Source organism: Actinomyces johnsonii, from assembly GCF_006546835.1.
GTDB lineage: Bacteria > Actinomycetota > Actinomycetes > Actinomycetales > Actinomycetaceae > Actinomyces > Actinomyces johnsonii.
The window spans coordinates 391,442-403,590 of the sequence record NZ_VICB01000003.1; the positions used below are offsets into that span (position 1 = coordinate 391,442).

Here is a 12,149-nt window from a genome sequence, read left to right on the forward strand (position 1 = left end):
TGTGCCGCACCAGCATCAACACGTCAGACCCACTAAAGAACAGACAACCACCCATCCATTTTGCCGACCCCTGCCTGCCGTACCCTCAAACACAAAGAGCCCCTTATCTTCCATGAGTGGGGCGAAGCCGGTACCGGTTTCGTTGGCGCATGTCGGCGACTGTTGTCCACCTTCGATGACGGAGAATGGCCGTTTCAGCGTGTCTTCCATTTTACTGGTTGACCTCCTCTCCGAGTTCGCTTAGGCGGATCATCAGTGCGCTGGCGGTACTCAGTAGGAATGCTGTGATACCGATAGCAGTGAAGTTGCCGGTGAGAGTGAGCAACGGGCCACCGATAAGCCCTGCTACCGTTGTACCGAGGTACATCACCGCACTAGTGAGGGTGGAGATGGTGCCGCGCGCTGTGCTGTCGAGTTGCTGCAGGTGGAGCATACGGACGCTGAGCATTGCGCCTCCGCAGGCGAAGAGAGGTAGGAATACCAACCCCACAACGATCGGAGGTGGAGAGACGGCGAGGGTCAGGTAGGCGATGCCCATCACTGTGGCGCTCAGGTAGATGGCTCGGACAGGGGTCATACGGCCGGTCAGCCGGACGCCGAAGAGACTGCCGATCGTGTTACCGATCCCGCCAGCCAGGACGATGAGCGCCACTGTGACCTTCGAGGTGCCCAGGCCGTCCTCCAACCACGTCGGTGCGTAGGTGAACACGGTAAAGAACGCCAGGGTGTATGCGAGGTAGGACAGGAATCGTGTGAACGCTTGTGGTGCGTGGAGCAGGGTCAGGTACGGCACCTTCTTAGTTGCCGCGGTGGGGCGGATATCAGGGATCTGGTACCAGAGTATGACTGTTAGCCCCAACGAGCAGGCCCCGATGATGGGGAAGACAATGCGCCAGTCGATGATCGCGAGAAGGCTCCCGAGGGGAACGCCGACGACCTGAGCGATTGACAGTCCGGCGGTCGCATATCCCATGACGCGCAGAACATGTTTCTGATCCGGGCCGACGAGTGCGGGAATCAGTGCCCACACTTGTGGTGCAGCGATGGCCGCCGCACCGCCAGTGATAAAACGGAAGGTGAACATCGTCCAGAAACCAGCAGAAACTGCACAGGCTGCTGTTGCCAATGCGAAGACGACCATCCCAAGCGTAAGGATGATCCGGCGATTACCTCGGTCCGAGATCGGCCCGGATACCAGTCCGGTGAGCGCGTAGCCGATCGCATAGACGCTGACCAGCCAGCCGCTCTGCGTCGTCGACACGTCGAAAGCCTTGGCTAGCGATGGCAACAGTGGTGCGACGACGAAGGTGTCCGAACCGATCAGGAACATGACCGCGAACCCGAGTAGTGAAAGTTTTCGGTCCATAGCATTCTCCAGTCCGTAGAGAGTGCCTCAACGCTAAACCTTGACAATGCTGTCAATGTCAAGAGATGCTGACGCGGTCCATTGAACTGTTTGAGGAGAGTCACGCATGCGTATTTCCGAGGCTGCCCGGCGTGCTGGCACGAGCCCGCGGATGCTGCGTTACTACGAGGCTGAGGGGCTGCTGACGCCTACGCGCCGTGACAATGGCTATCGTGGCTACGGCGTTGAAGAGGTTCTAGCCGCCCGCCAGATCGTTACGCTGTCTCATGCCGGATTCCCACTTTCACTCATCAGGACGGTGCTGCCCTGTGCCACGGAAAGCGGTGCGTTGAGAGCCTGCCCCTCCGTTGCACCCGAGCTGCGCCGCTGGCTCCGCGACGTCGAAGAACAGATTGAGGTGCTCTCGAGCGGCGCCGAGGTCATCAGGAGCTTCCTCGACAACCTCCACGACGTCGCATCTGGCTAGCTCACCTTGTAACTGCGTGGTGGCGTCGTACTCAACGAGGGGCGTGCCGAGTTCGGTTGCCGCGCCGACGCTCACCCCCTGAGCGTCTGGGCCTTCCAGGTGCCTTGCTGGCGTCATCGAGTCATCGACGTCGGACTCTGCCCGCCGTGGAACTACTATGGTTAGGCTGACCTCATGAGTGAGAAGCCTGCAGACTCCACCACCTCCACCGACCTGCCGCTGCCCTACGCCGACCGTCCCGTTGCCTCCGCCCCTGGTCACTGGGTCCTGGCCCGTGCCGGCAAGCGCGTCCTGCGCCCCGGCGGCGCCGCCCTGTCCGCCGCCATGCTCAGCCACGCCGGCCTGGCGGGCGCCGACGTCGTCGAACTCGCCCCGGGCCTGGGGCGCACTGCCGCCGAGATCATCAAGGACCGCCCCGCCTCCTACACGGCCATCGACCGCGACCCCGACGCCGCCCGGCGCGTGGCCGCCGTCGTCGGGGATCTTGGCTCCGTCCGCCAGGGCGAGGCCGCCGACACCGGCCTGGACGACGCCAGTGCCGATGTCGTCGTCGGTGAGGCCATGCTCACCATGCAGGGGGACAAGGGCAAGGCCGCTATCGTCGCCGAGGCCGCCCGCGTCCTGCGCCCCGGCGGGCGCTACGCCATTCACGAGCTCGGCGTCACCCCCGATGACATCGACGAGGAGTACTACACCGAGCTGCGCCGCGACCTGGCCCGCTCCATCCACGTCAACGCCCGCCCCATGACGGCCGCCGCCTGGAAGGAGCTCATGGAGGACGCCGGGCTCGTCGTCGACTGGGTCGACACCGCCCCCATGGCCCTGCTCAAGGTCGGGCGCAACATCCGCGACGAGGGGCTGGGCGGCTTCCTGCGGATCGCGCGCAACGTCGCCGCGGACAAGGAGCTGCGCGGGCGCGTTCAGGAGATGGCCCGCACCTTCAAGCGCTACGAGAAGAACATGGTCGGCATCGCCCTCGTCGCCCACAAGCCCGAGTCCTGATCCCCGCCCCTCCCGCGAGCTCCGGGAGCCGGTCATCGGCCCCGATGGTGAGGGCGGCGTCAGTCGTCGCGGGTGGCGCCGCGCAGACCGGCGCGCAGCACCTCCCGGTTGAGCAACGCGATCGCCTCGATCGGGATCCCCGCCGGGCACGCCGGCACGCACTCGCCGTACTCCGAGCACGGTCCGAAGAGCTCATCGAGCTCCCGTGTCATCGCCCGGGCCCGGCGCCCCCGCTCGATGCGCCCGGCCGGCATGAGCGACAGGTGCGCCAGCTTCGCCCCTGCGAAGAGCGCCGCCGCCCCGTTCGGGCATGCCGCCACGCAGGCCCCGCAGCCGATGCAGGCGGCGAAGTCCAGTGCCCGCTCGGCCTGCAGATGCCCCTGGGCGACGTCGTCGGCGTCCGGGGCGGTCCCCGCGGCCACGTCCACGGTTCCGCCCACCCGGATGAGCTCGTCGAGCGCCGTGCGATCCACCGCCAGGTCCCGGATGACCGGGAAGGCCGCCGACCTCCACGGCTCCAACCGGAAGTGCGTCACCCCCGGGAAGGCCCGCAGGTGCTGACGGCAGGCCGGCGTCGTGTCCATCGGCCCGTGCGGCACCCCGTTGACGAGGAAGCCGCAGGCCCCGCACACCCCCTCCCGGCAGTCCGACTCGAAGACCACCGGCTCGCCACCGGCCTCGATGATCTGGTCGTTGAGGCGGTCGAGCAGCTCGAGCAGACTCATCTGCGGCTCGGCGTCCTCCACCACGTGGCTCTCGAAGAAGCCCCGCGCCCGCGGCCCGTCCTGCCGCCAGATCTCCAGCTCGATCCTCATCGGTAGTCCCTCACTTGCATGGGTACCAGCGAGAAGCTCAGTGGCTCCGTGCGGCGCGTGTGCCCGCCGTCGGGCCCCGTCTGCCAGGCCGAGACGGAGCACCAGGTCTCGTCATTGCGCTGGGCCTCGCCGCCCTGGGTCGCGTACTCCTCGCGGAAGTGGGCGCCGGCGGACTCGCGCCGGTCCAGGGCGTCGAGGATCATGACCTCCGCCAGCTCCAGGAAGTCGGCGACCCGTAGCGCCTTCTCCAGCTCCTGGTTGAGGCGCGCCTGGCCGCCGACCACCTTGACATCGGCCCAGAACTCCTCGCGCAGGGCGCGCACCTCCTCCAGTGCGCGCAGCAGCCCCGCCTCGGAGCGGCTCACCCCGCAGCCTGCGTAGAGGACCTCACCCAGACGGCGGTGGAACCACACGGGGCGGTGGGCCCCGCCCACCGCCATGAGCGCCTCAATGCGCTTGCGGGTGTCGGCCACGGTCTGAAGCGCCTCCGGCGCGTCGAGGCTCAGGGGCTTGCTGCCCACTAGCCTGGCCAGGTAGTTCGGCACCGCCAGCGGAAGCACGAACCATCCGTCCACGCTGGCGCTCAGCAGCGAGTTCGCCCCCAGGCGGTTGGCGCCGTGGTAGTTGTTCGAGGCCTCCCCGCCCACGAACAGCCCCGGGATGGTGGACATCTGATCGAAGTCCGCCCACAGCCCGCCCATGGTGAAGTGGGCGCCCGGGGCGATGCGCATGGGAACCTCGTAGGGGTCCTCCCCGGTGGCGTCGAGGTACATCTCGAACAGGTTGCCGTAGCGCGAGGCGATGGTCTCCTTGCCCAGTCGCTCCAGGGCGTCGCGGAAGTCGAGGTAGACCGAGTTGCGCAGCGGCCCGACGCCGCGGCCGGACTCGATCTGCTCGCGGGCGTTGCGCGAGGCGACGTCGCGCGGGGTGAGGTTGCCGAAGGCCGGGTACTTGCGCTCCAGGTAGTAGTCGCGCTCGTCCTCGGGGATGTCGTTCGGGGGCCGCTCATCCCCGGGGCGCACGGGCACCCAGATGCGCCCGTCGTTGCGCAGGGATTCGCTCATGAGCGTGGTCTTGGACTGCCAGTGGGAGCTCACGGGCAGGGCCGTGGGGTGGAACTGCACCATGCAGGCGGAGGCGAAGGCCGCCCCGCGCCGGTGGGCGCGCCAGGTGGCGGTGGCGTTGGAGGCCATGGCCAGGGTCGAGTAGTGGTAGACGCTGCCGTAGCCGCCGGTGGCCAGCACGACGGCGTGAGCGGTGTGGGCCCGCACTTCGCCGGAGAGCAGGTCCCGGGCGACGATGCCCTGGGCGCGGGAGTCGGCCACGATGAGGTCGAGCATCTCGGTGCGGGTGTGCATGTGGACGCTGCCGGCGGCGATCTGCTCCTGGAGCGCCTGGGCGCAGGCGATCTCCAACTGCTGACCGGTCTGTCCGCGCGTGTAGTAGGTGCGCGAGACCTGCACCCCGCCGAAGGAGCGGGTGGCGAGCTGGCCGCCGTACTCACGGGCGAAGGGCGCCCCGATCGCCTCCATGTGGTCGATGACCCGGCCGGACTCCAGCCCCAGGCGCACGACGTCGGCCTCCCGCCCCCGGTAGTCCCCGCCCTTGACGGTGTCCTTGACGAAGCGCGTCAGCGAGTCGCCGTCGACCTTGCGGGCCCGGGCGGCGTTGATCCCGCCCTGCGCGGCCACCGAGTGGGCGCGGCGCGGGGCGTCGTGCAGGCTGAAGCACTCCACCCGGTAGCCCAGGCGCCCCAAGGCTGCGGCCGCCCCGGCACCGGCCAGGCCGGCGCCCACCACGATGACGGTCAGCTTGCGGCGGTTGGCGGGATTGACCAGGCGGTACTCGTCGCGCCGACGCTCCCAGGCCTGCTCGGGCGGACAGTCCGGCAGATGCGCATCAAGATCCTCGCCGATGTCGTACAGGCCGCCGACGGCCCGCGGTACGCTCGCGCTCATCCGATCACCCCCGTGCAGATGAGTACCGGCAACAGGCCGTTGACGACCGCGATGGTCAGGGCCACGACCAGGGCGACGGCGCGACACACCTTTCGCAGCCTGGGGCCGGTGCCGCCCAGGTCGATGACCACGTTCCACAGGCCCTGCGCCAGATGGAGGGAGAGCGCCAGCATGACCAGGCTGTAGAAGACCGCCATGCCGGGGCGCGACAGGCTCGCCACGAGGTTGTGGTAGGCGCTGACCTGCATCTCGCCGTTCGACGTCGTCGGCGCCTGGAAGCTCTCAGGGGCGATGAGACGGCCGATGGTCAGGTCGAGAATGTGGATGAGGACGAAGACCCCGATGAGGGCGCCGGTCACCAGCATGGAGCGGGCGCCGATGGTGCGGGCGGGCAGGGCTCGGCGCCGGAAGGCTCCGCGAGCGTCCCTCGCACGTCGCCACAGCGCGATCCCCGCCGCGATGTGCGCCGCGATGCAGGCCCCCAGGGCCAGGCGCATCGCCCACAGGAGCCCCTCGTGCGGCAGGAGCGGGTAGGCGACCTGCCGCAGCCATGCGGCGTAGCCGTTGAACGCCTCCGGTCCTGCGAGAACTTTGAGATTGCCGACCATATGGACCACGACGAACAGGGCCATGATCGTGCCGGTGATCGCCATCGTCGCCTTGAGGACGCGCTGCGATGCCCACACAGGGACGCGGCGCCTGCGCCGGGGCGGCAGTGCGTCACCAACGGGCTGAGCAGCCTCGGGGGTGCGGACGGCCGTGGACGTCGCAGCCATCTGGCCTCCCCTCCTTTGCGCAGAACAACCCATGACTATGATAACGAACACCTTGATACTGGCATAGAGTGTGAACACTATGTTTCATAGGGTCGGCCCGAAGGCGGGCCTGTCGCACTCGCGGCGCTCCCGCGGGCGCGGCGGCCCCAGCCTCCGTTATCAAGGCGAACCGGCCGCGCGATAACCTCGCCCAGGAAGTATGAGCTCCATGGACGAAAGGACCAGCCGTGCCCGTTGAGGTCTCACCGGTCTTACCGGGCGCGCCGGTCTCGCCGCGCACCTCCGGACCCTCCCGCCGTCAGGTCCTGACTGGAGGCGCCACAGGTGCCCTCGCCGTCCTCCTGGCCGCCTCCGGCTGCTCCAGAAAAGCCGACGGTCCGCGCCTGCTGACAATCCCGCGAGAGGACACGGGCACCTTCATCCGCAACTTCAACCCCTTCACCACCAACAGCGCCCCCATGACCGGGCAGGCCATCTACGAGCCCCTCCTCATCGTCAACCCCCTCAGCGGCGAGGTCACCCCCTGGCTCGCCGACTCCTGGGCGATGTCCGACGGCGCCACCGCTCTCACCTTCTACTTGCGCCCTGGCGTCACCTGGTCCGACGGCAGACCGCTGGTGGCCAAGGACGTGGTCACCACCTTCGCCGTCCACCGCGCCGTCACCGGCGGCTACGACTACCTCGATTCCGTGACCGTCAACAACGCCACCGCAGTCACCCTCACCTTCACCCGCCCCTACTCCGTCGCCCTGCAGGAGCTCGGCAGCCAGCTCATCGCCCCCGACCACGTGTGGTCCACCATCTCCGAACCGGCCGAGTACCCCAACCCCGAACCCGTCGCCACCGGCCCCTTCACCCGGGTCGCCAACTTCCAGGCCCAGTCCTTCGACCTCATGCCCAACCCCACCTACTGGGGCAACAACCGCCAGGACAACGCCGGCGCCTCCAGCACCGGCCGCACCGCCGACCAAGACTCGCTCCCCGGCATCCGCATGCTGGCCTTCGCCGGCAACGACAGCGCCAATCTGGCCGCCGTCAGCGGCGACGTCGACTGGGCGCCGCAGTACATGGCCGACATCCAGACCGCCTACATCGACAAGGACCCCGCCCACCGCCATTACTGGTTCCCCGGAGCCGACTCCACCATCCAGTGGACCCTCAACACCACCAAGGCCCCCTACAATGACCCTGCCTTCCGTAAGGCCCTCAGCCAGGCCATCGACCGCAAGACCATCTGCGCCACCGGCATGTCCGGCTACACCCAGCCCGCCGACCCCACCGGTTTGAGTGAGAGCTTCCAGACATGGAAGGACCCGGCCGTGGCCGCCGCGCCCCTGTGCACCTACGACAAGGCCGCTGCCACCGCTGCCCTTGACGCCGCCGGCTACGTCCTCGGGGCGGACTCCAAGCGCCTGGGCCTGGACGGCAAGCCGCTCACCCTGACGATCCAGGTGGGCTCGACGTCGTCGGACTGGCTCAGCGTCGCCCGGATCATCGTCCAGAACCTCGCCGACATCGGCATCAGCGCCACCGTCGACTCATCTGACTGGACCGAGGTCACCGCCGCACTGGAGACCGGAACCTTCGAGACCGCCGTGTGCTGGTCCTCCCTGGGCGCCACCCCGTACACCTACTACGAGGCGACCATGAGCACCCAGAAGGTCAAGCCCATCGGCACCCACGCCCTGGAGAACTACCACCGCTTCGGCGACGAGCAGGCCACCGCCCTGCTCAGCCAGTTCGCCGCCACCACCGATCAGGCCGGCCAGATCGAGATCTGCCGCCAGATCCAGCAGCGCTACGCCGACCAGCTGCCCGTCATCCCCCTGTTCCCCGGTCCCGTCTGGGGCGCCTACACCGACGAGCACTTCACCGGCTGGCCCAACCGGGACAACCCCTACGCCTCACTGAGCACCCGCGCCGCCACCACCGTCCTGGTCCTCAACGCCCTCAGGCCCCGCGGCTGATCCGCCCCGCCGGCGGCCGCCCCACGCCGCGGGGCTCGCGAGGCTACCGGCCACCCGGCCGGAACAGGGACACTATCCCGGGTGGCGGACCGAGCCGCCCACAGCAGCTTGCCGCTCGATGCCCGGGAAGGAGGCACGCGCCGGTGACCTACATCCTCAAGCGCCTGGGCTACTACCTCCTGGCCCTCTGGGCCTCGGTCACCCTCAACTTCCTCCTGCCCCGGCTCATGCCCGGCGACCCCGTCTCACGCATGTTCGCCCGCTCCGGCGCCCGCCTCACCGAGACGCAGGCCCTCCAGCTGCGCCGGCTGTTCGGGCTCGACGACGCACCCCTGTGGCAGCAGTACCTCAGATACCTCCGCTCCGTCCTCACCGGGGACCTGGGCGTATCCATCTCCCGCTTCCCGGCACCGGTCAGCGAGGTCATCGGCAGCCAGATCGGCTGGACCGTCCTGCTGGGCGGTGTCGCCCTGGTCATCGCGGCCGGCGTCGGCAGCCTGCTGGGAATCCTGGCGGCATGGCGGCGCGGGGGAGTGGCCGACTCGATCCTCGTGCCCCTCCTGGTCTTCCTCGGCTCCTTCCCCTACTTCTGGCTGGCCATGGGCTCCCTCTACCTTCTCGGGATGGGCCTGGGCTGGTTCCCGCTGAGTCACGCCTACACCGCCGGGACCGTCGTGGACTGGTCCAGCCCCGCCTTCCTGGCCGACGTCGCACAGCACCTCGCACTGCCGGCCCTCACCATCGTGGCGGTCTCCCTGGGCGGCTGGGCCCTGGGGATGCGCAACACGATGATCGCCACCGCCTCCCAGGACTACATCCTCCTGGCCGAGGCCAAGGGGCTCTCGCGCTCGCGGATCATGCTGCGCTACGCCGCCCGCAACGCCATGCTGCCCACGGTGACCAGCATCGGCATGTCGTTGGGCTTCATCGTCGGCGGCTCGATGCTCACCGAGGTCGTCTTCGCCTACCCCGGCATCGGCTACCAGCTCTTCAGCGCCGTGGGCGCCCTGGACTACCCGCTCATGCAGGGAATCTTCCTGACCATCACCGCCGCCGTCCTGGCCGCGAACCTCCTGGTGGACCTCGTCTACATCCGCCTCGATCCCCGCGTGCGCGCCAGCGGGCAGGGGGAGTCATGAGCCCGGCCCGACGGTACCTCCAGCAGCGCACCCGACGGCGCGCTCAACGGCGCGGCAGCCCCTTGACCGGCCTGCTCGCCTCCCTGACCCGCTCCCGCCGGGCCCGGACTGGGGTGGTGATCCTGGCCCTGCTCATCATCGCCGCGCTCCTGGCGCCCGTCATCAGCCCCGGCGACCCCGCCCGCATCACGGGCGCCCCGGCCGCTGCCCCGAGCCCGGCCCACTGGTTCGGCGTGACGCCGAAGGGTCAGGACGTGCTCGCCATGACCCTGTGGGGCGCCCGCTCCTCGCTGGCCGTGGGCCTGGGCGCCGGACTCTTGGCGACGCTCGTGGCCCTCGTCGTCGCCCTGGCCTCCGCCTACCTGGGAAGGGCGGTCGACGGCCTGCTGTCCGTGGTCACCAACGTCTTCCTCCTGCTGCCGGGTCTACCGCTGCTCGTCGTCCTGGCCGCCTACATGCCGCCGGGGTGGGGCAGCACCCTCATCGTCCTTATCGTCACGGGCTGGGCCGGGGCCGCCCGCGTCCTGCGCTCCCAGGCCATGAGCCTGCGCGGCACGGACTTCGTGGAGGCCGCCGTCGTCAGCGGGGAACGGCCGGCGCGAATCATGATGGGGGAGATGCTGCCCAACATGGCCTCGGTCGTCATGTCCACGCTGCTGGGCTGCGTCAACTCCGCCATCGGTGCCCAGGCCGGGCTCGAGTTCCTGGGACTCGGCCGTTCCGACTCCGTGTCCTGGGGCACCAACCTCTACTGGGCCGCCACCGACGGCGCGCTCATGACCGGCCGCTGGTGGACCTTCGTGCCCTCGGGCCTCGCCATCGCGCTGGTCGCCTACGCTCTGGCCCTCATCAACGCCGGCGTCGACGAGGCCACCAATCCCGGCCTGCGCCGCGCGGCCTCTGGGGCGCCTAGTAGGCAGCGGCCCCCGACTCCAGCTGCCGAGCCGGACAGTGGTAACCGGGCCGTCCCTGAACCTGTCCTACGTATCGAGGACCTGAGCGTCGAGTACGACGCCGGTGATCGCTCTAGCGGAGGCGGCTGCGTCATCGGCGTCGACCGGTTCAGCCTCGCCGTCGGGCGGGATGAGGTGATGGGCCTGGCCGGTCCCTCCGGCTGCGGCAAGACCACGGTCGCGGCCGCGATCATGCGACTGCTGGGCCCCGCGGCGCGTATCACCTCCGGCCGTGTCCTGGTGGGCGGGCGCGATGTCCTGGCCCTGGAGGCGGGCGAGCTGTGCCGCCTGCGCTGGCGGGAGATCGCCATCGTCCCCCAGGCCGCTATGAACGCCCTCAACCCCGTCATGACGATCGGCGAGCAGATCGCCGACGTCCTGACCACCCACGATGGCCTACGACGGCGCACCGCCCGCGAGCGCGCCGCCGAGCTGCTGGAGTCCGTCGGCATCCCGTCCGGCCGCCTGCGCGCCTATCCCCATCAGCTCTCTGGCGGGCAGCGCCAGCGCGTCGTCATCGCCATGGCCCTGACCCTCAGGCCCCGCCTGCTCGTCCTGGATGAGCCGACCACGGCCCTCGACGTCGTCGTCCAGCGGGAGATCATGGAACTGGTCCTCGACCTCAAGGCCCGCCTGAGCTTCTCCGTCCTGCTCATCACCCACGACCTGTCCCTCATGGCCGGGGTGTGCGACCGCATCGGCGTCATGGAGGCGGGCCGCCTCGTGGAGGAGGGGCCGGCTCGCCGCATCCTCACCTCACCCGCCCACCCGGCGACGCAGGCCCTTGTGTCGGGGCTGCCGCCCCGTCCCGGCCGCAGGACGAAGACATCGGCCGAGCCGATTCTTGAGGTCGAGGGACTGCGCATGGACTTTCCCGCCGGCGGGCTGCTCTCGCGACGCACTATCCGTGCCCTGGACGGCGTCGACCTGACCCTGCACCGCGGAGAGATCCTGGCCCTGGTGGGGCGGACTGGCTCGGGCAAGTCGACCCTGGCCCGCGTCATCGCGCGTCTGGAGACCCCCACCGCCGGGCGCCTCCTCCTGGAGGGACGCGACGTCTTGGCCGAGGAACCGCGCCGCGCCTCCCGCAGCTACCGCAGACGGGTCCAAATGGTCTTCCAGGACCCCTTCGCCTCCCTCAACCCGGCCCACACCGTCGGGCATGCGCTGGGGCGGGCCCTCGCCGTGCACCGGGGCACCACGGAACCCGGCCGAGGCTCCGCCGAGCTGCTCGACGCCGTCGGCCTGGAGCCCGAGCTCCTTGGGGCGCGTCCCCATGAGCTCTCCGGTGGACAGCGCCAGCGCGTGGCCATCGCCCGGGCCCTGGCCTGCGAGCCCGAGGTGCTAGTAGCCGATGAACCCACCTCGATGCTGGACGCCCCGCTGCGCGCCGGTGTCCTCGACCTGCTACTACGGCTGCGCCGGGAGCGGGACCTGTCCATCCTCTACATCACCCATGACCTGGCCTCGGCCCGCTACCTTGCCGACACCACGGTGGTGCTCCAGGCCGGCCGCCTCGTGGAGACCGGCCCCACGGCCGAGCTCATGAAGCACCCCGTCCACCCCTGCACCCGACTCCTCCTGAGCAGTGCGTTGGAAAACCGGCGTGAAGTCTGGGGCTATGACGGTGCTCCGGGTGTATGAGCATGATGCCGGCGGCAGCGTGATGCTGTGCTTCGGCGGCATCAAGGAGTCCAAGCGTCTCTG

General features: G+C 69.3%; 9 protein-coding genes. 5 read left to right on the forward strand and 4 right to left on the reverse strand.

Annotated elements, in window-relative coordinates; translation table 11 throughout:
• Nucleotides 1-211: 211 nt before the first annotated feature.
• Complete coding sequence (locus FK256_RS02295; protein WP_141423536.1) at nucleotides 212-1,366, reverse strand: MFS transporter; 1,155 nt, start codon at nucleotides 1,364-1,366, stop codon at nucleotides 212-214.
• Nucleotides 1,367-1,472: 106 nt separating this feature from the next.
• Here FK256_RS02295 and FK256_RS02300 point away from each other — a divergent pair, with 106 nt between their 5' ends.
• Complete coding sequence (locus FK256_RS02300; RefSeq protein ID WP_141423537.1) at nucleotides 1,473-1,832, forward strand: MerR family transcriptional regulator; 360 nt, start codon at nucleotides 1,473-1,475, stop codon at nucleotides 1,830-1,832.
• Nucleotides 1,833-2,006: 174 nt separating this feature from the next.
• The gene (locus FK256_RS02305; protein ID WP_141423538.1) at nucleotides 2,007-2,834 is read left to right on the forward strand and encodes a class I SAM-dependent methyltransferase; all 828 of its coding nucleotides are present in this window, start codon (nucleotides 2,007-2,009) and stop codon (nucleotides 2,832-2,834) included.
• Nucleotides 2,835-2,893: 59 nt separating this feature from the next.
• Here the strand turns inward: FK256_RS02305 and FK256_RS02310 are convergent, their stop codons facing one another.
• From FK256_RS02310 to FK256_RS02320, 3 genes are read right to left on the reverse strand one after another with little or no spacing between them, the layout of a single operon-like run.
• A complete protein-coding gene (locus FK256_RS02310; protein WP_009234168.1) occupies nucleotides 2,894-3,649 on the reverse strand; it encodes a succinate dehydrogenase/fumarate reductase iron-sulfur subunit in 756 nt (251 codons plus the stop codon).
• A complete protein-coding gene (locus FK256_RS02315; protein WP_141423539.1) occupies nucleotides 3,646-5,607 on the reverse strand; it encodes a fumarate reductase/succinate dehydrogenase flavoprotein subunit in 1,962 nt (653 codons plus the stop codon). The genes FK256_RS02310 and FK256_RS02315 overlap by 4 nt, the downstream gene beginning before the upstream one ends.
• Nucleotides 5,604-6,383, reverse strand: a complete 780-nt coding sequence (locus FK256_RS02320; protein ID WP_141423540.1) for a succinate dehydrogenase cytochrome b subunit — start codon at nucleotides 6,381-6,383, stop codon at nucleotides 5,604-5,606. The genes FK256_RS02315 and FK256_RS02320 overlap by 4 nt, the downstream gene beginning before the upstream one ends.
• A 227-nt stretch (nucleotides 6,384-6,610) precedes the next feature.
• Here FK256_RS02320 and FK256_RS02325 point away from each other — a divergent pair, with 227 nt between their 5' ends.
• From FK256_RS02325 to FK256_RS02335, 3 genes are all read left to right on the forward strand, one after another.
• Nucleotides 6,611-8,350: an ABC transporter substrate-binding protein gene (locus FK256_RS02325; RefSeq protein WP_141423541.1), complete on the forward strand. Its 1,740-nt coding sequence runs from the start codon at nucleotides 6,611-6,613 to the stop codon at nucleotides 8,348-8,350.
• Nucleotides 8,351-8,493: 143 nt separating this feature from the next.
• Nucleotides 8,494-9,489 carry an ABC transporter permease gene (locus FK256_RS02330; protein WP_141423542.1) on the forward strand — a complete coding sequence of 332 codons (996 nt, stop codon included), beginning with the start codon at nucleotides 8,494-8,496 and terminating at the stop codon, nucleotides 9,487-9,489.
• Complete coding sequence (locus FK256_RS02335) at nucleotides 9,486-12,086, forward strand: ABC transporter ATP-binding protein/permease (protein WP_141423543.1); 2,601 nt, start codon at nucleotides 9,486-9,488, stop codon at nucleotides 12,084-12,086. Before FK256_RS02330 ends, FK256_RS02335 begins: the two co-directional genes overlap by 4 nt.
• The last annotated feature ends 63 nt before the right edge of the window (nucleotides 12,087-12,149 follow it).

Coding starts and splice junctions, on each gene's coding strand:
- FK256_RS02295 (WP_141423536.1), bottom strand. CDS start 1,366: ATGGACCGAAAACTTTCACTACTCGGGTTCGCGGTCATGTTCCTGATC.
- FK256_RS02300 (WP_141423537.1), top strand. CDS start 1,473: ATGCGTATTTCCGAGGCTGCCCGGCGTGCTGGCACGAGCCCGCGGATG.
- FK256_RS02305 (WP_141423538.1), top strand. CDS start 2,007: ATGAGTGAGAAGCCTGCAGACTCCACCACCTCCACCGACCTGCCGCTG.
- FK256_RS02310 (WP_009234168.1), bottom strand. CDS start 3,649: ATGAGGATCGAGCTGGAGATCTGGCGGCAGGACGGGCCGCGGGCGCGG.
- FK256_RS02315 (WP_141423539.1), bottom strand. CDS start 5,607: ATGAGCGCGAGCGTACCGCGGGCCGTCGGCGGCCTGTACGACATCGGC.
- FK256_RS02320 (WP_141423540.1), bottom strand. CDS start 6,383: ATGGCTGCGACGTCCACGGCCGTCCGCACCCCCGAGGCTGCTCAGCCC.
- FK256_RS02335 (WP_141423543.1), top strand. CDS start 9,486: ATGAGCCCGGCCCGACGGTACCTCCAGCAGCGCACCCGACGGCGCGCT.